Annotated in this window: 25 protein-coding genes; 6 read left to right on the plus strand and 19 right to left on the minus strand. The window is 31.7% G+C overall.

All coding sequences use genetic code 11. The features are described 5' to 3' along the window. Nucleotide 1: 1 nt before the first annotated feature. Nucleotides 2-919 (minus strand): dihydrodipicolinate synthase family protein, encoded by a 918-nt coding sequence (locus Q0770_RS13290; RefSeq protein ID WP_299117781.1) that lies wholly within the window; start codon nucleotides 917-919, stop codon nucleotides 2-4. 139 nt (nucleotides 920-1,058) lie between these two features. Between Q0770_RS13290 and Q0770_RS13295 the strand changes: the two genes are divergently transcribed. After that, a complete protein-coding gene (locus Q0770_RS13295; protein WP_299117782.1) occupies nucleotides 1,059-1,913 on the plus strand; it encodes an AraC family transcriptional regulator in 855 nt (284 codons plus the stop codon). On the opposite strand, the gene Q0770_RS13300 is transcribed toward Q0770_RS13295, so the two are convergent. From Q0770_RS13300 to Q0770_RS13330, 7 genes are all read right to left on the minus strand, one after another. Then, entirely contained in the window at nucleotides 1,893-2,252 is a 360-nt protein-coding gene (locus tag Q0770_RS13300) for an MmcQ/YjbR family DNA-binding protein (RefSeq protein ID WP_299117783.1), read from the minus strand. The two genes, Q0770_RS13295 and Q0770_RS13300, sit on opposite strands and share 21 nt — an antisense overlap. Then, nucleotides 2,252-2,509 carry a GNAT family N-acetyltransferase gene (locus Q0770_RS14705; RefSeq protein WP_306420474.1) on the minus strand — a complete coding sequence of 86 codons (258 nt, stop codon included), beginning with the start codon at nucleotides 2,507-2,509 and terminating at the stop codon, nucleotides 2,252-2,254. Before Q0770_RS14705 ends, Q0770_RS13300 begins: the two co-directional genes overlap by 1 nt. A gap of 136 nt (nucleotides 2,510-2,645) precedes the next feature. Continuing rightward, nucleotides 2,646-3,257, minus strand: coding sequence for a DUF4230 domain-containing protein (locus tag Q0770_RS13310; protein ID WP_299117784.1), 612 nt, complete (start codon nucleotides 3,255-3,257; stop codon nucleotides 2,646-2,648). A 12-nt stretch (nucleotides 3,258-3,269) separates the two neighbouring features. Then, a complete protein-coding gene (locus tag Q0770_RS13315) occupies nucleotides 3,270-4,019 on the minus strand; it encodes a cyclase family protein (protein WP_299117785.1) in 750 nt (249 codons plus the stop codon). Continuing rightward, nucleotides 4,016-5,149 (minus strand): radical SAM family heme chaperone HemW, encoded by a 1,134-nt coding sequence (hemW, locus tag Q0770_RS13320; RefSeq protein WP_299117786.1) that lies wholly within the window; start codon nucleotides 5,147-5,149, stop codon nucleotides 4,016-4,018. The genes Q0770_RS13315 and hemW overlap by 4 nt, the downstream gene beginning before the upstream one ends. 2 nt (nucleotides 5,150-5,151) lie before the next feature. After that, complete coding sequence (ruvC, locus tag Q0770_RS13325; protein ID WP_299117819.1) at nucleotides 5,152-5,706, minus strand: crossover junction endodeoxyribonuclease RuvC; 555 nt, start codon at nucleotides 5,704-5,706, stop codon at nucleotides 5,152-5,154. 4 nt (nucleotides 5,707-5,710) lie between these two features. Further along, on the minus strand, nucleotides 5,711-6,340 hold the full coding sequence (locus tag Q0770_RS13330; RefSeq protein ID WP_299117787.1) for an outer membrane beta-barrel protein: 630 nt from the start codon (nucleotides 6,338-6,340) through the stop codon (nucleotides 5,711-5,713). A gap of 28 nt (nucleotides 6,341-6,368) precedes the next feature. Between Q0770_RS13330 and Q0770_RS13335 the strand changes: the two genes are divergently transcribed. From Q0770_RS13335 to Q0770_RS13350, 4 genes are read left to right on the plus strand one after another with little or no spacing between them, the layout of a single operon-like run. Continuing rightward, the gene (locus Q0770_RS13335; RefSeq protein ID WP_299117788.1) at nucleotides 6,369-7,337 is read left to right on the plus strand and encodes a lysylphosphatidylglycerol synthase domain-containing protein; all 969 of its coding nucleotides are present in this window, start codon (nucleotides 6,369-6,371) and stop codon (nucleotides 7,335-7,337) included. Beyond that, on the plus strand, nucleotides 7,337-8,464 hold the full coding sequence (locus Q0770_RS13340) for a glycosyltransferase (protein WP_299117789.1): 1,128 nt from the start codon (nucleotides 7,337-7,339) through the stop codon (nucleotides 8,462-8,464). The genes Q0770_RS13335 and Q0770_RS13340 overlap by 1 nt, the downstream gene beginning before the upstream one ends. A gap of 53 nt (nucleotides 8,465-8,517) precedes the next feature. Beyond that, complete coding sequence (locus Q0770_RS13345) at nucleotides 8,518-9,393, plus strand: hypothetical protein (RefSeq protein ID WP_299117791.1); 876 nt, start codon at nucleotides 8,518-8,520, stop codon at nucleotides 9,391-9,393. A gap of 3 nt (nucleotides 9,394-9,396) precedes the next feature. Beyond that, complete coding sequence (locus Q0770_RS13350; RefSeq protein ID WP_299117792.1) at nucleotides 9,397-10,137, plus strand: Bax inhibitor-1/YccA family protein; 741 nt, start codon at nucleotides 9,397-9,399, stop codon at nucleotides 10,135-10,137. A gap of 4 nt (nucleotides 10,138-10,141) precedes the next feature. Here Q0770_RS13350 and Q0770_RS13355 read toward each other — a convergent pair whose 3' ends face one another. From Q0770_RS13355 to Q0770_RS13370, 4 genes are all read right to left on the minus strand, one after another. Further along, nucleotides 10,142-10,615 carry a hypothetical protein gene (locus Q0770_RS13355; protein ID WP_299117793.1) on the minus strand — a complete coding sequence of 158 codons (474 nt, stop codon included), beginning with the start codon at nucleotides 10,613-10,615 and terminating at the stop codon, nucleotides 10,142-10,144. A 73-nt stretch (nucleotides 10,616-10,688) separates the two neighbouring features. Further along, nucleotides 10,689-11,822, minus strand: coding sequence for a tetratricopeptide repeat protein (locus Q0770_RS13360; protein ID WP_299117794.1), 1,134 nt, complete (start codon nucleotides 11,820-11,822; stop codon nucleotides 10,689-10,691). A 3-nt stretch (nucleotides 11,823-11,825) separates the two neighbouring features. Continuing rightward, on the minus strand, nucleotides 11,826-13,439 hold the full coding sequence (locus Q0770_RS13365; protein WP_299117795.1) for a M56 family metallopeptidase: 1,614 nt from the start codon (nucleotides 13,437-13,439) through the stop codon (nucleotides 11,826-11,828). A gap of 2 nt (nucleotides 13,440-13,441) precedes the next feature. Continuing rightward, nucleotides 13,442-13,801: a BlaI/MecI/CopY family transcriptional regulator gene (locus tag Q0770_RS13370; RefSeq protein WP_299117797.1), complete on the minus strand. Its 360-nt coding sequence runs from the start codon at nucleotides 13,799-13,801 to the stop codon at nucleotides 13,442-13,444. Nucleotides 13,802-13,934: 133 nt separating this feature from the next. On the opposite strand from Q0770_RS13370, the gene Q0770_RS13375 reads away from it, so the two are divergent. Next, nucleotides 13,935-14,432: a DUF456 domain-containing protein gene (locus tag Q0770_RS13375; protein WP_299117798.1), complete on the plus strand. Its 498-nt coding sequence runs from the start codon at nucleotides 13,935-13,937 to the stop codon at nucleotides 14,430-14,432. Nucleotides 14,433-14,669: 237 nt separating this feature from the next. Here Q0770_RS13375 and Q0770_RS13380 read toward each other — a convergent pair whose 3' ends face one another. From Q0770_RS13380 to Q0770_RS13410, 7 genes are all read right to left on the minus strand, one after another. After that, nucleotides 14,670-15,338, minus strand: coding sequence for a response regulator (locus Q0770_RS13380; protein ID WP_188372812.1), 669 nt, complete (start codon nucleotides 15,336-15,338; stop codon nucleotides 14,670-14,672). 20 nt (nucleotides 15,339-15,358) lie between these two features. Beyond that, complete coding sequence (locus Q0770_RS13385) at nucleotides 15,359-17,380, minus strand: tetratricopeptide repeat-containing sensor histidine kinase (RefSeq protein WP_299117799.1); 2,022 nt, start codon at nucleotides 17,378-17,380, stop codon at nucleotides 15,359-15,361. A 110-nt stretch (nucleotides 17,381-17,490) separates the two neighbouring features. Further along, on the minus strand, nucleotides 17,491-17,664 hold the full coding sequence (locus Q0770_RS13390) for a hypothetical protein (RefSeq protein ID WP_299117801.1): 174 nt from the start codon (nucleotides 17,662-17,664) through the stop codon (nucleotides 17,491-17,493). A 302-nt stretch (nucleotides 17,665-17,966) separates the two neighbouring features. Continuing rightward, nucleotides 17,967-19,142: a VCBS repeat-containing protein gene (locus Q0770_RS13395; protein WP_299117802.1), complete on the minus strand. Its 1,176-nt coding sequence runs from the start codon at nucleotides 19,140-19,142 to the stop codon at nucleotides 17,967-17,969. Between the two features lie 104 nt (nucleotides 19,143-19,246). After that, nucleotides 19,247-19,762, minus strand: coding sequence for a hypothetical protein (locus Q0770_RS13400; RefSeq protein ID WP_299117803.1), 516 nt, complete (start codon nucleotides 19,760-19,762; stop codon nucleotides 19,247-19,249). Continuing rightward, nucleotides 19,749-20,960: a PilN domain-containing protein gene (locus Q0770_RS13405; RefSeq protein ID WP_299117804.1), complete on the minus strand. Its 1,212-nt coding sequence runs from the start codon at nucleotides 20,958-20,960 to the stop codon at nucleotides 19,749-19,751. The genes Q0770_RS13400 and Q0770_RS13405 overlap by 14 nt, the downstream gene beginning before the upstream one ends. Continuing rightward, nucleotides 20,960-23,122: a type II secretion system protein GspD gene (locus Q0770_RS13410; RefSeq protein ID WP_299117806.1), complete on the minus strand. Its 2,163-nt coding sequence runs from the start codon at nucleotides 23,120-23,122 to the stop codon at nucleotides 20,960-20,962. Before Q0770_RS13410 ends, Q0770_RS13405 begins: the two co-directional genes overlap by 1 nt. Nucleotides 23,123-23,125: the final 3 nt, after the last annotated feature.

The following is a 23,125-nucleotide window of genomic DNA, read 5'->3' on the forward strand; positions in this document are numbered from 1 at the left end:
TCTAAAGATTTTTATAGTCTGGTAAAGATGGTCTTGTTTTTAAGCCTTGCGTAATTACATCCAAAACATGTAGACGTTCTTCTCCTGATAAAGGTAAACGAGGTGCTCTTACATTTTCTGTCCCAATACCTGTTGCAACCTCAGCAAGCTTAATGTTTTGTACTAATTTAGGATTAATATCCAACTCTAACAAAGGTAAAAACCAACGATAAATTTCAAGAGCTTCTTTAATTCTGCCAGCTTTTTGCAGTTCATAAATTGCAACTGTTTCTTTGGGGAAAGCACAAACTAAACCAGCAATCCAACCATTGGCTCCCATAAAAAGACTCTCTAAAGCCAAGGTGTCTACACCTGTCATTATTTTTAAACGATTACCAAACCTATTTATAATCCGCGTAATGTTAGAAATATCTCTAGTAGATTCTTTAACTGCTTGAATATTTGGGCAATTTTCCAATAACTCTTCAAACATATTTAAAGACACTTCTACCTTATAATCTACAGGATTGTTATATACCATTATTGGCAATTTTGTACTATTGGCAACAGATTTAAAGTATTCAATTGTTTCTTTATCTCCAGATTTATATCGCATTGGAGGTAGCATCATTAATCCTTTTGCACCATCTTCTTCAGCTCTTTTTGCAGCTTCAATAGCTGCTTTAGTGGTTTGCTCAGCTATGTTAATTAGCACAGGAACTTTATTATTTACAAAAGCTACAGTCTCTCTTGTAAGCGTTCTTTTTTCATCATCAGATAATGTACTGGCCTCTCCTAAAGTCCCACCCAGAACAATTCCATGAACACCAGCATCTAACTGAGCTTGAATATTAATTTTAAAAGCCTTTAAATCTAGCTCATCGTTTTCAGTAAATTTTGTAGTTACTGCAGGCATTACGCCTTCCCAATTTATACTCATAATTAATTTAAATTTTACTCAATAAAAGTAAATCAGACAATCGCAATATTTCAATGTGATATTATTCATTATTAATATTATATTATCCATTTTTACATATTATCTGATATATTTGAATAATATTAATGCAATAATCTAAATGAAAGTACTTCCTTTTGTAATTCCCAAACCTGATTTAAGCGGGTTAATATATCAGGTAGACGATGCTCCTATTTTTTATGACAAACTTCATCAACATGAAGAAATACAAATAAGTTACATCGTATATGGTTCTGGGACACTTGTCGCTGGTGATGCCATAAATCAATATAATCAAGATGATATTATTGTTATTGGAAGTAACCTACCTCATGTGTTTAAAACAGACAATAATTGCATTGAAAACTCGCATATGATAAGTCTGTTTTTTACAAGCTCATCATTTGGTGTTGATTTTTTTCAATTACCAGAATTCAATGGTATAAATCGCTTTTTTGAAGAGGCAAAGCAAGGCTTTAAAGTAATCTCAGATACTAGTGGAATTAAGAGTTACTTTAATCAATTAAAGAACGCTTCAAAGCTAAATAGGTTTATCATTCTATTACAGATTCTTGAAGCTATCTCAAATTCAGAATTAGAAATTTTATCCTCTTTAACATATCATAAAACTTATAGCGCAAATGAAGGAGACAGAATGCGTAAGATTTTTGAATTCACCCTAGACAATTACAAAGATAATATTACTCTAAATGATATTGCTAGGATTGCTAATATGACAAAAAATGCCTTCTGTAAGTATTTTAAAAAACGAACAAACAAGACATACATAGAGTTTTTAAATGAACTACGCATACAAAATGCAAGTCAACTTATTATAAATAATAATGAACTTTCTATGACTGAAGCTGCGGAATTATCAGGTTATAATAATATCTCTAATTTCAACAGACAGTTTAAAAAGTTAAAAAGACAGAGCCCTTTAGAATTTAAGAAATCAAAGCAAGTTATCTCTTAATTTTTTTGGCAAGCCTTTTACCACCATATCATAAGAATGATCTATTAAGCTAGACAATAATTTAGGTGAAATTCCTTGGTATACATTAACCGTATTCCAATGTTTTTTACTCATATGCCAGCCTTCAACAATACTATCATATTCCGCTCTAAGTTCTAGTGCATATTCTGGGTCACACTTTAGGTTTATTGCGCCTAAACCTTGTTCCCATTTTGACAGTGATGCTAGAGCAAACATCTTATTACAAACTTTAAAAACTAGGGTATCTTCATCGAAAGGAAAGTGCTCAGTGACTTCCTTTTTATTCATGCAATAGTCTCTAAACTGTTCTATATTCATTATAAAAGTCGTTCCATTAATTTCTCAGGATATTCTAATTCAGTGAATCCAAATTGTTTATACAATCCATGAGCATCTGCTGTTTTAAGCATCCAAATTTTACAATTTTGAAGTTTGGGTTCCTCGCAGACCGTTTTTATGAGTTGTTTTGAATAGCCTTTTCCTCTATATTCTGGAAGGATAAAAACATCCATGAGATAAGCAAAAACAACATAATCGGTTGCAATTCTGGCAAAACCTATTTGTTTGTCTCCCAAATAAACACCAAAGCATAAACAGTTGTCTATAGATGTTTTAACCTCTTCTAGTGTTCGTCCTTTAGCCCAATAGGTTCAGTTAAAAATTGATGAATTACTTCAGCTTGTAATTTACTTTTATCAGTTGTTATTTCTATCAATTTTTTAATTTTTTAACTTCTGATGCTTCTATTTTCAATGCTGAATAATCTAATTTCCATCCAATAGTTTCAACAATAGATTCTATAAGCTGAATAGCTTCTAAAGCTTCTCCTCGAGCGATATTGAACAAACCACTTTCTGGTATTTTTTCTTCAATATGAGACTTAGCATTGGTATGCAACTCTGTTAAATCTGAAGCTTCAAACTTATTAAACATACCGTCTTGCTTATCATAATAATTGATATTGGTTTCAATAGATAACACTTCAGGCTGAGGAAAATGCGTCAACACTACTCGTTTAGTTGTTGCGTTAGCATCCATTTTCAGCTTACTTAAATCAAACCCAACATGTGCTTTGGCATTAATTACAACTAAAGCTTTTTTCTTGCTCGAAATGAGTTTTAAAAATTTTTCTTTAACGTCTTCGTAATGATAGATTTCGGCAAAGTCGCCTTCGACTGTAATAAATTTACAAACGCGCTTTATCTTATCGAGCAAAATAATCGATTGCTCATTTGTTTTCTTTTTGTTTAGCCATTGCTTTACTATAGTTACAATACCTAAAGTGACTAAAATGCTAATGATTATGATAAAGAAAGTTTCCATGTAAATCTTTAATTAATCTAAAACTTTGTACAAAATAGGTTTACTTGGCGTAGCATCATTCTCAAATGGTGCGATTTGAAGATTAAGCATGTAACAACCATCATCAATCTTGTTAGACACATAAATAAATTCTGTTATTGTAGCATCTTTTCTAATATCTCCTTTTGTATTCCAAAAGGTATGATGTGAGCGCAACTCGCCACCATCTTTTTCTCGATCAACACTTGGCTGATCAATTAATAAATGTTTGACACCTTTTTTTACCAAATATTCAATAGCATCTTGGGTTAAATATGGCCAATTGGTATTAGAGTATTGCATGGTCTTTTTATCCTTTTGGTTTGGGATTGTTCTAATAACAATAGCTTCACGTAGCTTATTACCAATAGCAAAACGTAATTGTTTTGCTGAAATTACAAAATCTTCATTAGACTTTTCTGGAGCTACTGTAATGACTTCTGTCAAAAAGAAAAACTGTTTTAAAGCTTTGTTTATGGAGTGTTTTTCTGCAATAATATGTCCTACAGTTTCGGTATGTGTGCCGTGAGAATGCGGATTAAAAGTAATGGTATTAAAATTTACCGATGCGCCTTCAGAAACACTTACGATATCTCCATCAAATTGTTCTGGTTCTATTTTTGGCGGTCCAATATACCATGCATTGACATTTTTTTCGCCATGGCGAATTGGAATAGAAATATCTAACGGATTGGATAAGTCTATTTTTATTTTTTTGGATTTGAGTTGTATTGTTGCTATCAAGATAAGTTGACTTTAAATAATTCTGACGCTATACCATCACTTAAAAATTGACCTTTTTTTGTAACATGTATATGCGCAGCTTCAAGATACAACAAATCTTGATTTATCAATGGCTCAGCCGTCTTTAAAATGTAGTCTTTATACGTCAATCCAAAATCATTTTCAATCTTTTGTAAAGACACGCCCCAAATGGTTCTTAGGCCTGTCATGATATATTCATTATAACAGTCTGTCGTAGTCAAGTTCTCAATCTCTATTGGGAGTTTACCTTCTGAAATTGACTTTATATACTTTGAATTATTCCTGATGTTCCAACCGCGTTGTTTTCCATTAAACGAATGTGCCGAAGGACCAATACCTATATACGTTTTGCCTTGCCAATACGCTGTATTATTTCGGCTAAAGAAACCTTCTTTCCCAAAATTTGATAGTTCGTAATTCACAAAACCTTCACTTTCTAATCGTTCTTTTAGAATATTAAACTGCTCGTGCGCTTGCTCATCATCGACATCATCGACAATCCCTTTTTTAATGAATGATGCTAATGCCGTCTTTGGCTCAACGGTTAATGCATAACTCGAAATATGTGGTACATTATAATGTAATGCTGTTTCAATATTTTGAAGCCATTTCTCATTGGTCGAATTTTGAATCCCGTAGATTAAATCAACAGAAATATTATTGAAGTGCTTTGTAGCTTCCTCTAAACAATCTTTTGCTTCTTTAGCATTATGCGCGCGATTCATTAGTCTTAAATCGTCCTCAAAGAAGGATTGAATACCAATACTTAAACGATTAACTGGACTTTTAGACAACTCAACAATTCTATCTTTAGACAAATCATCTGGATTTGCTTCTATAGTTATTTCTGGTGTTTCTGAAACCTTATAATTTTTATAAACCGTATCTATTAAATATTGTAATTCTTTAGTGGTTAATACACTTGGTGTTCCGCCACCAAAGTAGATCGTCTCAACTGTTGTATTTTGAAATTCATCTTTTCTTAGCTTAATCTCCTTAGCTAAAGCTTCAACCATCTCGTCTCGTTTTTTTAACGAGGTTGAAAAATGGAAATCGCAATAGTGACAAGCTTGTTTACAAAATGGTATGTGGATGTAGACGCCAGACATTCTTATTTCTTAACGCGGTCTTCATTCTGTTTTACAAAACTTGACCAACCAGAATAACTCTTGACAACTTGTACACGACCCGCATTGTAAAAATGACAAACTGCTGCTGCCAAACCATCCATAGAATCTAGATTTTTTGGTAATTCTTTTAGCCCTAACATGCTTTGCAACATTTTTGCTACTTGTTCTTTACTGGCATTACCGTTACCAGTAATTGCCATTTTAATTTTCTTAGGAGCATATTCTGTAATGGGCACTTCGCGAGACAGGCCTGCAGCCATTGCCACACCTTGAGCGCGTCCCAACTTTAACATACTTTGTACATTTTTACCAAAGAATGGTGCTTCAATAGCAATTTCGTCTGGGTGATGGGTATCGATAAGCTCAACAGTACGTTCAAAAATGAGTTTTAATTTTAGATAATGGTCATCGTATTTTTTGAGTTGTAATTCATTTAACTGTAAAAACTCCATCTTTTTACCTACCACTTTTATGAGACCAAATCCCATAATCGTTGTCCCTGGGTCAATACCTAAAATTATTTTTTCTGTAGCCATAAACTTATTCGCAATAATAGCAGCCACTTAAGGCAATTGAAACTCCAAAAGAGAGTGTGATAACACTACCGTTAAATGCACCTAAACCTAATAATTCTGGATTATAATCGTCCAAGCTGGTAAAGCCATAGATATAAGACAAATCGGTATAAAGCTTCACTTTCTTATTAATTTCGTAATGCACTTCAAAACCTAAATTAAAATTAAGATAAGACTGTTTGTTATCGTCTAATGTTCCTAAGGGCTTAGCAAAAGAAAAACCTGGACCTGCATGTAACACAACTTGCATAGGTTGCGGCAAAAAGTTCAATGCTTCAGAAGGATTATAAACTAACTGAGCGTTTATCCTAGAATAATTGACCTTAAATTCTTGTATATCACTTTCACTTTTAAAACGGTTAAATCCATAATCTAATTTTGCTCCTAAAGTTCTACTAAACATACGTTGCACGCCTAAATTCACAGTTGGAAAATTTAAGCCTTGAGCTGGCGCAGAATTGATAAATCCAGATTTTGAAGGAGAATTAACACCTAATGAAATCTGTGCACTCCATGTACTTATTTCTTTACGTTGCGCGTGGACATTACCTAAAATAAAAAATGCTAAAATGTATTTTAAAAATTGTAATCGCATAGTCTTATAAATTGGTTTAATTTGTAATGTGCTAGGACAGCTTCCATACAAATCTAAGCAATTCTTTATTGCGATAATTAAACTAAGTATAATAGTTGGTGCTTCTTATTACATCTACAACAGATTACTTAAAAATGAAAATCTCAATTTCTCTGAATTTGCATCATTTTTAACCAAAATGGATGCTTTTTCGACTAAAAACATCATTTTTTTGCTCTTTTTAACCATTTCTAATTGGTTTTTTGAAATCTTAAAATGGAAGATTTTAGTCAGTATAATTAAAAAAATATCGCTTTTTGAAGCTTTAGAACAAAGTCTTGGCGGATTAACAGCATCTCTAATTACACCAAATCGTATTGGTGACTATGGCGCAAAAGCCATCTATTATCCTAAGCCATATAGAAAACGAATCGTTTTATTGAATCTCATAGGTAATGTGAGTCAAATGACTGTGACTACAATAATTGGTATAGTTGGAATGGTTGCTTTTTATTCAACTTATGACTTAGAATTAAACTTTCGCAAGGTCTCTCGTTTCTTAATAATTGTAGTCGTCGTAGCATCTTTTGCTGCTTTTGGTCTACAACAATCCCGTTTTAAAATCAAAGGCTTCTCTATAGAACGGATTATCGATTTTGTAAAAAACATACCGAGACGCATACATGCTCTAAATTTTGGTTTATCACTAATTAGATATAGTATATTCTCGTTTCAGTTTTATTTTTTATTACAAATTTTTGGTGTAGATATTGATTATAAAACAGCTATGGTTGCAATAAGCAGCATGTATTTTTTAGCATCTATTGTACCATCTTTGGCGGTTTTTGATGTCTTAATTAAAACTAGTGCTGCGGTTTATTTATTTAGCTTCCTGGGTATAGACGACTTAACAATACTTTCTGTATCTACCTTGATGTGGCTACTTAATTTTATTTTACCTAGCCTATTTGGCAGCTACTTTGTGCTCAATTTTAAACTCCCAAAAGCCACTGATTAATGTTGTTTATAGCCTGTTTTATAATTGTTATTATCTACCTCATTTTAATTGCTTGGCTGAACAATGGCTTTAATACTATTGAGGATTTTAAACTTCAAGACTTAAACCCAAAAACTAAATTTTCAGTGATTATTCCATTTAGGAATGAAGCTGAAAACCTTCCAAACTTATTAAAATCAATTCAAAATTTAAATTATCCTAATTCGCATTTTGAAATCATTTTAGTTGATGATGAATCTAATGATGGCTCTGTTGAAATAATTGAGCGCTTATTGAAATCAAAAAAAATAGATTTCAGAATAATTGACAATACTAGAGCATCAAATTCTCCAAAAAAAGATGCAATTACAAATGCTATAAAAATTTCAAAATATGATTGGGTTTTAACAACTGATGCTGATTGTGTACTACCAAAATACTGGCTAGACTGCTATGATGAATTCATACAAACTAATGATACAATAACTATTGCTGGACCAATAAGATTTACTGGACAATCTTCATTCTTTAACCGCTTTCAAATTATTGACGCTTTGAGTTTGCAAGGTGTTACTATTGGTAGCTTTGGTATTAAGAAGCCTTTTATGTGCAATGGTGCTAATTTCGCATATTCAAAAAACATATTTAAGCAAGTCAATGGTTTTGATGGTAATACTAACATTGCTAGTGGAGATGATATCTTTTTACTTCAAAAGTTAATAAAAGAAAATTCAGAAAGAGTTCACTTTTTAAAGTCTGAAAAAGCCATCGTAACAACTAAAGTTTCAGAAAATCTTAAAGCATACATTCAGCAACGCATACGTTGGGCTTCTAAATCGAGTCATTATAAATCTTGGTTTCCCAAACTCATTGGCTTACTTGTTCTACTTATCAATCTGATTATGGCAAGTTTAATACCGTTTTACCTATTTGATATATTATCCTTAAAGACCATTATCCTATTATTTCTTATTAAGTTTAGTATTGACCTATTGCTTATTTTTAAAGCTGCTCGTTTTTATAGACAAGAACCTGTCTTACTATCTTATGTATTTGTAAGCCTTATTTATCCTTTTCTTACAGCTTATATTGCAATAATCTCGCCTTTTACAGCCTATAAATGGAAGGGCAGAGTATTTAAAAAATAAAGAATTACAGATATTTTTGGTAGATTTAACAAAAGTCCCAAAAACCTAACGTCATGAAAAAGATTATTCTTTCCTGTTTATTTTTAGCCTTTATAGCTATTGGATATGCTCAAAAAACATATAAAGTCGGTGAAGAAACCTTAGAACTACAAACTGAAGTCGATGGTGATTTGGACTTACTATGGACTGTGACCAACGGAACATATCGCTACTTTGTAAAAACTAAAGATGGTACAATTTCCGAGCTTAAAAATACTAGAGGCGAGGGAAGAGCTTTTAATAAAGAATATGTCTCTGTTTTAAATAATCTGACTTCTGGAAGTAATCTTTCTGCTGAAAATGTAAAACTCACTACAGGTAGCCTAAAACGTTTTATAGATAAGTACAATAAAAGTGTTGATATAGATTACAATGTAAGAAACACCAATACCAAGGTTAATTTTAGATTGGCATTTTTCGGAGGTTTAACTAACCATCCTTTAGTTGAAAATATTGATGACCAATCATCTTTACAATTAGCAGCTGAATTAGAATTGTTTGGCGATACAGACAATCCGATACATTCCGGGATGTTACAGGCTAGACAGACATTTGGCTCAAGTGGAGATTATAAAAGCACTGAGTTTTCATTAGGCTATCGGGTTCGCTTTTTACGAAAAGAAGGGTTTAATATTTATGCCCAAACACGTTTTGCTTCGGTAAATATATTTTCTGTAGACCGAACCATTACCGAAAATAATGTCACTAGTATTGTACAACAAGATGACTCTGAGTTTGATGTGCCTTTTATTTTTGGAATTGGTGCAGATATTAAAATTTCAGACAATAGTTATATCTCTATTTTATACGACCGCTTTTATGCTTTTGGGTTAGATAATAATGATAGCTTTCCAACTGATTTTATGATTGGCTACAAATTCAATTTATAATATATGAGCTTACGAAATTCTAGTACTTCTAACCCCATTTTTAACGACTATTTCTGGGGTGACGGCAGAGATTCTTCAAAAAAAATGACCGTTTGGGGTGTTTTTGTAAAATCATTTTTTGGCATATTGGTTATCGCAGCTATTACTACTTACATCTGGAAATTAAGTACTGAAGGCTGGGATACAGGTTGGTTTACTTTAGGCGGTATGTTATCGTCAATAGTTATTAGTATTATCATCTCTCTAAGAACACAATGGGCTGGTTTTTTAGTACCGCTTTATATCATTGCTAAAGGATTTTTTCTTGGTGGATTTTCTGCATATGCGCATAAAAACTTTCCTGAATTGCCTTATCAAGCTATTGGTGTGACTATTGTTACATTTTTTGTGATGTTATTACTCTACCAAACGCGAATAATAGTGGTTACCAAAAAAGTGCGAAGCGTTATCATTACAGCAACCATTAGTATCATGGTGGTTTATTTGGTATCCTGGATTCTTAGCTTTTTTGGCATACGAACCTTTATCTGGGGAACATCATGGTTAGCGATTGGTTTTAACATCATTGCTGCTTTGGTGGCATCTTTTGCGTTACTATTAGACTTTGATTATATAGAACGCTATAAAAATCGTGCGCCTAAACAGAAAGAATGGTTAGCAACTTGGGGACTATTAGCGACACTGATTTGGTTGTATGTTGAAGCTTTGCGATTGCTTCAGAAGTTTGCTATAAAATTTAGATAAGCAATTATTTTATAGATACCACAACAGGTAGTACAAACTCAGTATTGACATGTTGCCTTCTTTTAATAGCAGCAAATATTTTGGGTAAAGAAGAAATACTACCTCTTAAAAGTGTATCAATTTCTGGGATAATTTCTCGAGTTTCAGGTTTTGTATTAATATCTAAAACCGAAATACTACCAAGCTTATCAATAGCCAATTTTATAGAGATGGTGTCTTCAACATTTTCAGAAACCACAATACTTTGTTTTGAGAGGTAATCATTAACATGATTTAAAACCGTAGTTTCAAAACAGTGTTTTCTAGCCAATTTTTCTGAAACCGAGTCACATACCGAAAAGCTTGGATACTCATCTACGGCATTCCAATTTATGGTTTCTAATTCTTGTGTAACAATATCTTCAGTGTTGACTTTTTTCTTCTCGAAATAATCACAGGATAAGAATAGTACGGTAATAAGAACAAGTAATCGTTTCATCAACAAAATTCTGAAACGGAAAAGTACAATTTTTAGTTAAAAGATGCTAGACAGGCTTCATTTTAAGTACTTATTAGTCTTTCTTTAAAAAGTTTTTTTCTTTTAATTCTTTAAGGTGCATTTCGGCAAATTTTGAAATCTTATCGTCTTTATATTTTGTTATAAAATCTTCATAAAGCTTTATTACAGCTTCTTTGTCTGCATAAAATTGTTCTTTAGTAAATATTATGCTAAATCTCGTAAAAGTATCTGATGGATCTTCTCTTACTGCTTTTTGAAAGGCTTTAATAGCTTCTTTATACTTTTCTTGTCTATTAAGAATTCTACCTAGTTGAGCATATTCCTTATTTAGCGATACATCCTGAAGTTTTAAAGACTTGGTTATAAATTCTTCAGCTTTTTTAAAATCTTTCAGTCTATCATAATAAGTACCTATGACATACATAGATGTTGCATCGTAAGGGTTATAGTTTAATACCTTTTTACGATGAAAAATAGCATCTTGGTAATCAGAATTTTTAGCATAGAGTATGCTCAGTTTTTCATGAATAAATTCAGATTCTTCACCTAGTTCTAATAACTTTTTAAACCAGAGTTTAGCTTCATTCTGGTAGTCTTGATGATAATAATTTTGTGCTTTAAGACTAATTAATTCTACATTTTCGGGATAACTCTCCAAGCCTTTATCAATATACTTATGTGATGCTTGATGCTTACGCTTTATAAGATAATGCTTCGCAATTTTGAAAATAGCTTTTTGATGTGTTTGGTCTAATTGATAAGCCGACAGATAACGATTTAAAAACGTAGAATCCTTTAGCTTTTCTAATACCACGCCTTTTTGATAATGATAATTAGGATTTTTGTAATCGATATAAATCAACGCTTCAAACAAGTTAGAGGCCTCCTTATATTGTTTTGAACGGGATAACAACTTTGCGTATTCGAACTTTATTAAAGCGTCTTCAGGATTGGTTTCTACACTTTTTTGATAATTCTCTAGCGCTTTTCCATTATTACCTATAGCGAGATATGCTTTGGCTATTTTACCATAGACTTCATTCTGACTTGAATGTTCTTCATAAGCTTTTATAGCTTTTGAATAATTACCATTGGCATACAAACTATCTCCAAGCTGTAATGCCGAAGACTGAGCTTCGGCATTGAATTGTACAATTAAAATTAGTACTAAAAGTTTTTTTATCATTTATTAAGGCTGAATTTGAAAAACTATTGGCAATGTATATGGAACAGTCACAGCTTCACCTGCATGCTCTCCTGGAATCATCTTTGGTAACATATTAATAACTCTTTTTGCTTCTTCTTCAAGTTCTGGATGAGGAGCTCTAGCTTTTACAGAAGCGATATTACCTCCTTCATCTATTTTGAATAAGACTGTAATGCGTTGCCTACCACTTAAATTAAGTTTTTCTGCTAAATCTATATTAAAATTCTTATTTACAAACTTAGCTATTTCTTGTGAGGTACATTTTTTCTTCTCTTTTTCACCACTTAGATTTGAACATTCATCATATGTAGGTGCTTTATCAATAACGGCATAAGGCACTTCATCTTTACCATCAAAATCTCTTGGGTTTATGTCTTCAATTTCCACAAGGTTTTTATTAAACTTTCGAGAGGCAAAAAAATCAAAAGGACTTTTAAAGTTCATATACATTTTATAAGTATTACCGTCTCTATTACCAACTTCTGTTTCAGTAAATTCTTCTGACAACTTTTCATCTTTATGATGTATTGAGTAACTAATTTCATCTGATTCATGATTTATTTCTGCCCAGCTCACATAATCTTTATTGTTATAAAGAAAGTGTTCATAATTATCATGAATCTTCTTTGTTTCAGCATTCATACCACTTTTTAGAGACACTGTATAACTATATTGCTCTAAATTCAATGTTTGTTCAGTACTAATTTCTGAGACACCTTTCTCACATGACACATACAGTAACATTGAAAAAATTACAGGAATTAAAAGTAAGTACTTGATAAGTGCTATTTGTTTTGATTTTGATTGTCTTAACATATTTATTCGTTTTTTAATTAGTGACTTTTTATAAAATGTATTTGTAAAAGAGATATTATTTGTTTCAAATACTTGATTTAGCAATTGCTGATAATAGTTCTTTTTTCCGTTTTGTCTTACGGCGGTTTCGTCTGCAATATATTCGTGTAGTGCTTTAATTCTATTCTGATACATGTACACTAATGGATTAAACCAGAAAACAATACGCATAAATTCAAATAACAATAAATCTATACTATGCCATTGCTTTATATGAACTAGCTCATGCTTAAGGATGGTAGGCTGTTCTTCTTCAGAAATTTTTTCGCCTAAAAAAACAGTATTAAAGAATGAAAATGCAGCGTTACTTTTTAGCAACTTTACAATAAGTATGTTACCACTCCATCGTTTTGGATTATTGGATTTTAACCAATACAGCTTCATAAATTTGAAAAGAAAAAGTAGCGTTGCGAAGGCTACTCCAGAATAAAAAACAATTTGCCAAACTGGTATGCTAGGCTCGTGCATAACAATCTCAGTTTGCAAAGCTATTTGCCTATCTAATTCTTTTGTTTGGCTAATATTACCAATAATAACTTCTGGTAATACCACTACAAACTCTTCTGGAACTACTGCTTTTATAGCATCTAACTTTATAAAAGGAAGTACAAATGAAAGTATTGCTGTGCCCAACAAATACATTCTGTTGTAATTAAAAAATGTTTCGCGCTTAAGAAACACATCGTAAACCAATAGAAATACAACCTGAAACGCAATTATTTGTAATATATAATGTAACATGTCTATTCTGGTTTATTAATTTCTTTTAGTAAGGCTTCAATGTCATGAACATTAACATCATTCTTCTTTACAAAAAACGACACCATACTCTTAAATGATCCTTGAAAATAGTTATCTACTAACTTATTTATAGATTGATTACTATAAACCTCTTTATCTACAACAGGAAAATACACATGGCCTTTACCTTGCTTTTCATAGTCTACAAAACCTTTAGATTCTAATATTCTAACAATTGTGGATACTGTATTATATGCAGGCTTTGGCGCCGGTAAAAGGTCTATAATAGATTTTACATTGGCCTTTTTTAACTGCCAAAGTGCTTGCATAATTTCTTCTTCAGCTTTAGTAAGTTGCTTCATTTATAACTAAGTATTTAGTTCAATAATAGTGCTAATATAACTAAAATTTTAGTTTCAACTAATTTTTTAGTTTAAAAAATGTAACTTTTAACATCTACCGGCGTCATATCTGTACAATTTTTTAAATACATATATGGAAATAATTATTATCACTGCCGGCTTACTACTAATGGTTTTAGGGTTAGTCGGTAGCTTTTTACCTGTACTACCAGGTCCGTTAACTAGCTGGGCAGGTTTATTTGTGCTTAGCTATGCTAATGGTATCGAAATAAGTACTACATTTTTAATCGTTACATTTATTGTAGCATTACTCATATTTATACTCGACTATATTATACCTGCTGTTGGTACTAAACGATTTGGCGGTAGTAAATCTGGAATGATTGGTACAACTCTAGGTTTAATTATAGGTCTTTTATCGCCAATTCCTTTTGGTGTAATTATTGGGCCATTTGTTGGGGCGCTTATTGGAGAATTGGTACACAAGAATGATGTTAATAGAGCTACAAAAGCAGCTTTTGGCTCTTTTCTAGGCTTTATAACTTCAACATTTCTAAAATTTATTGTTGCTGTAGTTTACCTCGGACTTTTTATTGTAAAAGTTATAAACCACACCGGAAGTTGGGTTTAATACAAATAAAAAAACCTGACAGAAGAACCATCGGTCGATTTCCTATCAGGTTTTTAAGCTATTAATTCAACAATTGCTTAAGAGGGATTAATTAATTCTTGTTGACCATACAAATTTACTGAAGCGTTCTGTCTTTATGTTACGGAAAAACCGTAGACTTGATGCGGAAAAACCGTAGTTTTCAATATTGACAGTAGCTATGGGAGTTTTTTAAGCCGTAAAAAAGTGCTATTTTTTTTAGATAAATCCTTTTTCTTTAGCCATTTCTAGCAAAGTTTCGTCTTTTCCGTCTTCAACAGAAAACAATAGCTTGAGTTGTTTTTTGCGTTTTTCGATAGCACTCATTGATAATGCTATGTGATCTAGCAAGCTTTTTGTTTTTATACCTTGAGATAATAAGTACAAGATTTTTCTATTAATATCATCAACATATATTTCACTAGTCAATGTCTGTTTTACATAATTGTGTACCGTACTACTGTAATATGGCGGTGATTTTATGATGTGCTGAAAAGCATCCGCTAATTCCATAGACGTTAAATCACTCTTAATCAAAAACCCGTCAGGGTTAATCTCTCTAATAATATTATGTATCCTAAATGATTCATTAAACATGGTTAAAATAATAACCTTAGTTTCTGGCATCATTTTTTTAGCCAATTTTGCCAAATCTTCTCCCGAAGTATATCTTCCATCTTGAGATGGTGGTAAGCTAATGTCAAAAAAGCAGATGTCATAATGCACATCTTTTGCTGCTCTATTAATCATTATTTCTGCCATATCACAATTATTGGCAGTATCAATTTCTAGATTCTGATTTTCGGCTTTTGTTGCCATTAAGACGTTCATGTATCCTTCTATAATAATAGGATGATCGTCTACCATTAAGATTTTAAATTCTTGCATCTTTAGTTTAGTAGGTTGATTTAGACTGAATAGGGGATTTTTACTTTGACAGTGGTTCCATTTCCTGGTTCTGAAGAAAATGAAATCTTACCTCCGATTTCTGAAACTCGAGAGGTCATATTTTTTAGACCGATACCTTTTTTAGATTTGGATGTATCAAAACCTTTACCGTCATCTACAATATAGATATTTATTTCATCTTTTTGTCTTAAAATATCAATTTTAACATGCTTAGCCTCAGCATGTTTGTAGGTGTTTTGCATAGATTCTTGGATGATTCGATAGATATTTATCTTCGTTTTATTGGGTACAAACTCCCAACTAAAATCATCTGTGTAATTAAAATCATAAGTAAAACCGTAGGCTTTAGTCTGATTATCTATAAGCTCTGAAACAATATCCATAAACCCAGAACCCGCAACAAAATCGGTATTCATCTCGTGAGATATTTTACGAATATCATCTTCAATGGTTTTAAGCTGGCCAATATAATTAGCCCTGTTCATCATAGCTTCTTTTCCTTCTGAAAAGTTAAGGCTATCTAAGCTTAATCTGGCACCAAACAATCTGCCCAAAACGCCATCATGCAACTCTTTAGAGACTCTAATCTTCTCTTGCGCTCTTGCCTCTTCTACATTGTCTTGTTGGTTAAGCATGAGATTATAAATCTCTTCATTGGCTTCTTGTTGCGCTTGCACTAATTTTAGCTCTTTGTTTTTAGCTCTTTGAGAAATAACCACATATACTAGAATTCCGGTAAGTAAAAGTCCTGCAGATAATAACAATAAATAAAAATTGTCTCGAGAGATTTTTTCGTTTTTTGCCTCGAGTTGGTCAGTTTCAAGTTCTATACGAGCGAATTTGTTTCTTTTATTCCTCTCTAAGTTCAAAAGACTATCTGATAGCTTAATATATTCTGTTAAATAGCTATTAGCTCTATCCTCTTTGTCTAGTTTAGACAGCAATAATAATGATTCCAATTTAAGTTCATTATTAGAAATAGCATCAGAAATTTTATAACTTCTATCTGCATAATATAGAGCAGAATCAGATTCTTTTATGTCTAAATAAAATCTTGATAAATCTATTGCAATACCTAGTTTAGTTAAGGGATCAGCTATAGTATCACTCATGTTTTTTCCTAAATAGAATATATTCTTAATTTCATCTATATTTCTATCTGGTTTAAATGATTTAGTATAAGCAAGATTCCCTAATGTAATTGCATAAAAAGAAGAGTCGTAGTAATTTAAACTATCTTCTGAAATAACTTGCTCATACAATTCAATAGATTTATCTATTTCTTCTTTATGTCTGTAAGCGATAGCTTTATTATTGATAGAATATAAATTATTATAATAACCATAGTCCATTTTCTTAGCAATCTCTTGGGCCTTGTTATGGTATTCTATGGCTTTATCATAGTTTTTGAGCTTTAACGATATAATACCTATTAAGTTATTAAGTATCCATAGGCGCTCTCTAGCATTTTCATCTATTTCAGTAGAGTTTAATAGGCGAATAGCTTCTACGGCGTTCTCCTCAGCTCCTATGTAATCTTTCTCAGTTTCTTGAATGTCAGCTATGTTAAGCAAAGTTCTAGCTTTACCATCTATATTCCTAGACTTATCGAATAACTTAAGTGCTTTTGAGTAATAATAGAACGCACTATCGTTTTGTTCTTTACTATGAAAAAAAGCTCCCAAATTAGAGTTAACTATTTCTAATGATGATGAGTCTTTAATTTTATTAGCTAAACTTAGATTTTGGTAATTAATTCTTAAATATAAACTATCTTTTCCACCATTATAATAAGCAAGAGATAATATTCTTCCACTTTTTAATATTACTGAATCTTGATTTAATTCATAAGAAAGTTTTATTGCCTCTTCAGCTAATTTAATTTGCTCGTCAAACGGAATATTACTATTCTGAGATAATTTTCTTAGTTTAAGTATACTATCATAGGATGATTTACTTTGTGAAGAAATTACATTAAAATATATTAATAGAAATAAGGATAAGCAAAATTTTAAATTCAAAATTTTAAACTAATTTAATAATCTCAAATTTAGAATAATTTTATTTAACTGATACAAATTAAGCCCTTATGTACATTATAAGAGCTAAAATATAATATTCACGAATTAATTTATCCTTGTTGCTGTACTTGTCTCTTCTTTTTGTTTACAGCTAATAAATCAAAATTTGAATTGTCCTTTTTGTACGTAATTTTCTCTTCCTGAGTAACAGCATCTTTAGAAACTACAGATACAGTAAGTACTACAACAGCAACTAATAATAGGGAAATTTTTAAAGCTTTCATAAGTATTCTTTTTAGTTTAATATTGGTCGTTTTTAATGGTGCCTTAAACTTATAAGACACAGTAATGTTTGGGTTATTTTCCAAACAACCGTACTAAAAAGAATTCATCTAACAGAACTGCTAGAGTATCAATGGATTAATAAAATTTCTTGAATAAGTGATTTAGGGCCTTACTTAAGAACCTGCAAGCTAAAGAAAACCTAATGGCAAAACCTCTTTTATTCGATTAAATGTATATTTTTATCGATTAAATACATAATTATAATAAATAAATCAACAAAAAGCTTAAGAAATCGCAACTATTATTGACCCAATAACAACTTATCTGGACCTCGAAAACAGGCTAAATAGACATCTGGTTTTCCATCTTTATTAAAATCGGCGACTTCAATATCTACAATAATGGCATTAATAGGCTGCCGAAGAAATGTATTTGTTTGCTCTTCAAAGACACCTTTACCATTATTCATGCCTATTGAAAATCCATCTAATTTACCAAGTAATAAGTCTTGATCTCCATCATTATCTATATCATAAAAATCGGCATCTAACAATCCGCTGACAGCATTAAATTTTAATTGCTCAGCACCTTTATCCGTATATTTTCCGTTCTCATTAATAAGTAAGCGTTGAATCGGGCTCTTTTTTGTAAACATCATGACATTTGCAAAATAAATATCTAAATCGCCATCATTATCTATGTCTGCAAAATCAGCTTCGCGGGTTTCTTCAGAAATACCACTCTTAAAAAGTTGTTCGGTGACATCAGTAAAAACACCTTTACCATTATTCTGCAACAATCGATTATCATCCTCATTACCAACTAACACATCTAAATCACCATCATTATCATAATCTCCAACTTCAACGTCTTGAGTGACATCAGATATAATAGGTAATCTTTTATTGGTGTCATCCACTAAAATACCTTTGCTATTTTTTAGGTAATTATTTTGTCCATTATTACCAACAATAAAATCTACCCAACCATCATTATCAAAATCGCCTTTAATCAAAGCATTTGATACATTAGTTACAGGGAATTTATCTGAAACGTCTTTAAATGTACCATCTTTTTGTTGGAGATAGAGTTCGTTGGTTTTATCGTCTTCAGTAGCGAAAAGTATGTCTAACATCCCGTCTTTGTCAATATCTTCTAGCATCACATCTTCGGAATCATGATACGGATAATACTGATAAGGTTTTGTATTTGCTACTGCAATTTTATCTGGAAGCCTACTTGAACCATCTTTAAAATTGCCCTTACCGTCATTTAACAAAATGATATTTTTATAAAACTCCACTGCAATAACAATATCTAAATCGCCATCAGCATCTATATCTGATACGCTAGCATCCATCGAATTATAGGGCTTTTTAGCGATTTCTGGCAAATGAGTAGATGATACTTCTTTTAATGATTGTCCACTGATATTAAGACAATAGATTCCGATTATAAAAACTATTAGCTGCTTCATTTTAAGTTGTCTAAGTCCCTCCTAAAGTAAATAAAACATTAAAAAGAAGATGGTAAATATTTCTTAATTATTAAGCTTTGTATTGACTGAAAACAAAAAAGCATTTACCCAAAACTCTTTAACAACACCTTAGCTTGTAGGTATATTTTACGAGACTTTCTGCGTTTCTTTTTTTCAAACTGTAAATTTAGGACTTCTCCAAACTTAGTGTTTTGCTCTAAATGATGAATTAACTCAAGGATATTGCTATAATTGCCTTCTAATGTAAACTGATACGTCTTGGCCAATAAGCCTTTTTCTTCAACCACATGAGGCGCTACAAAAGAGGTAAGTTGTACATTCTTTTCTTGTGATACCTTATTAAGTGTTTTAAGAAGATTATGCTGAATAGACCCTTTATTAATCTGAAATTTGGTCAATAAAGAATCATAATACTTTTCTCGCTTTTTTAGCATAGTCAATTGCGTGGGCATATCCTTATAAAGTTCAGATTGAATTTCTAGCTGTGAATACTCTTGCTTTAAATCTAAAGTCTTAGAAATTGCATATTTATAGGATACAATTATAGCAAGACAGATAGAAGCCATTAAATACAATATCTTAAGCTTAGACTTTTTCATTTATCTGGACTTTAATACTAAATTCTGATTTGTTGTCGGATACTGATTCATAACTTATAATATCGACCTTATTAATCCACTCTAAAGCTTCAAGCTGTGCTAACCAGGTAGAATAACGACTCGCATCCATTGAATTTCCGCTTATGACGAGTTCTCCTCTATTAATTATAATCGGTTTTGCAGTTTCTACTCTTTTCTGCAAGGGTTGAAAATTCAATTTCTTCAAGTTTATCGTACTAGGTAGTTTCTGAAGAATTGCATTGATGTAAAATGAAGCTTTGGAATCTGCTGTGCTTTGAACATCCAAAATCATTTTCTTTGATGTCATAACCTTTGCATTTAAATCAGTGACTTTTTTATTGGAACTATTCATAAATTGAGAGACCTCTCTTAACTCATTAACCTCTGAGAAATAATGGTTAAAAAAAATGAAGTTAATTAATAGTGTTGCAAACAAAGCCACTATGCTAAATCCTATTCCCAATTTATACATACGTTGGTTTTTAAATTCTTTATCCAACTCTGATTGTTCCTCTTGATAATTATTAGAAAGCATATTGTTTTCTATAACCAATGATAGTGCTCCAGAAAATCCCAAAATATATGCTGAAGATATCTGTAATCCATTGACATCATAAACTTCAGACTGATCACTCGAGTATTTTTCTATAGCTTTAATCTGTTGTTTTTGGAGCTCAATTTTATATCTCGATGTGATGATTTCATCTGCATCATCAAAGAACTTTAGGGCATTAGAAATAGACAGCACTCCTAAACCGAAATCAATCACAAAGATTTTTTCATCCTGAAATGTTTTTAATATTTTATGGACTATATCTTTTCTACAAATAGATACAAAAGCAATATCTTGCTGTTGATGTATCTGAAAATAGAATTCGCCAATTTTTAGATTTGGAAAGGCTTCATTGACTAGAGTGTGGTCTTCTTTTGAGATGCTTCTGACTTGTTTCGTTAAAACATCAGATGTATTTATAGTAATAAATACGGGTTTTATTTTGCCTATGGTTTTTGCTAAACGCTTTATATTTACCTCTATATTTTGATAGCTCAGATTTAGTTTTTTCTTAGACTTCTCTAGACCAATTGTAGCGTATTTGTATTCAGTGCCATGCACACTAATTTCAACACCAAAATAGGTGTTTCCTCTAGTTACATATGCTTTAATATTCTGAATCATTAATTAATTACAGTAGGTTTTATAAAAACAGTCAGTTTCGATTTCCTTGCTTCTCTTTTTCGTTTACTAAAAAGCCATTTTATGACAGGAACTCTTGCTAAAAAAGGCACTCCAGACCCACTATTATTCTTAAAGTTCTCTTCCAATCCTCCTAAAACGGCTATATCTTGGTCTTTCATCCGTATTGTAGATGAAAAATTACGAGAATTAATATCTGGTGGGGCATCTTCTGATATTCGGCTTCCAAAGCTAGATTGTACGACATTAATGTTAAGTAATACTTGACCATCTCCAGTAACAAAAGGTTTGATGTCTAAACCTAATTTGGCATCTATAGGGAAGAAATTCCGTATCTCATTTGTTATAGGATTATCTGTCCCAAATGTATTTCTATCGGTTACCGCATAGTAAGACGTTTGTCCATTTGAAAATGATGCTCTATGTCCATTTAATGTCGCCAATTTAGGGGTAGATTTTATCTTTAAATCACCATTAGTTTCCATAGCTTTTATAGTGGCAAAAAAATTAGGAACCACTTGGCCAAAATTAAATGCCGAAGTTGTGCTAAAACCATTAATGATTCTATTTATGGTTTTTGAACCTAAGGTTATATCTGCAGATGGAAATATGCCTCCTTGTGTTGTAACTGGGGCATCTCCAATACCCCATTCAACTCCTGCTTCAACTGTGTTGTTTACACTAGCTTCTACAATCATTACCTCTATAATAATCACAGGTATAGGTTTATCTATATGTCTTATAAAATCTTTAAAAAATTCAATTTTTGCTCCTGTTCCCGTGACATAAATACTATTGAGTTCTGTGTCAACTTTAAAATCTAAATCTTGTTTTACTTCTTGCGGTATTAAGCTTAGTATGTCTTTTTCTTCGCCTTCTACCTCTAAGGAATTTTGATTTTGATACGTTCTATCTAATGGTCTATTTGTATTACTAAAGGCTGGATTGGCTTGAGGGTTAACCCTAACATTTCTATTAGATCTATTAAAATTATCTTGTACAACACTAGTATTAATATCTGACTGTACGTCTGGCATCAAATTAACAGAACGATGCCTCAGTTTTATAATTTCTACATTACGAACACTTAATTGGCGCTCAGTTCCAAAGTAATAGATATTATTTTCCTTCTTATAAGTGAAGCGTTTAGCAGTGGCAGATGACTTATTTTGACTATTAAGATTAGTTCTATTTGAGGATGTGACTTTAGGTTGTGATGTAGAAGGTTCTACTACAGTCTGTTGCTCAAAAATCTTATTTAACAACTCGTCAAATGTGATATTTTTTGCCCTAAAAGTAATGCTACCAGCTTCTTTTAGAGGCGTTGCAGTAAACCTATCTATAGCCAAAGTATCACCTAACTGATTAACAATATCTTCTATAGTTGTATTATTAAAATTGACGTTTAAGAGTTTATTGCTTCTATCCAATACTTCAAAAGCGACATTCGTATTAAGTCTACGGTTAAATATAGAATTTGTATTAGCATCCTGGTCTATAGAATTAAACACGTAGAAATTATCATCCGTCTTATTAAAGCTTAAATTATTTACTAACGCTAATTTATGCATCGCTGTATCAAAATTTACAGCTCTCATATAGGCATTAATTTTTAAGGTTTCCATTCCTGGTGCAAATACTAAATTCTTTCCTGTAGCATCCATGATTGCCTTAAATACTTCATACAAATCATTGTCTTTTGCATCAATATCTATTTCATTGTACTGAGGTTCGTATACAATAGCTATTGGATGTTTTAAACTTTTACTATTGACTTCAAAGGGCTTAACAGATAAAATACTTTCAGTAAACTCAATAGTTAAGTTATATTCTTTACATAAGAAAAGAATAACCGTAGCGACTTGAACATTTGAGAAATTATTGGCAATGACATTTTGCTCCATACCCATAGCCACATTCATATTTATTTTATGAACATTTGATATCGCTAATAAGAAATTAGATAGAGACACATTATTAAGAGCTATATCTGTATTTAATACTTCTGTGAGACCCGGCGATGTTGTTGCTACTATTTCTAACTTATTCTTTAAGTCAGCAATGCGCTTATCCGTATCTTGAGCATAACCCGCCTGAAAGATTAGAACAAAAAGTATACTATATATTAAAACTTTATATCTCATAGA

Source organism: uncultured Winogradskyella sp., from assembly GCF_947501905.1.
Taxonomy (GTDB): domain Bacteria; phylum Bacteroidota; class Bacteroidia; order Flavobacteriales; family Flavobacteriaceae; genus Winogradskyella.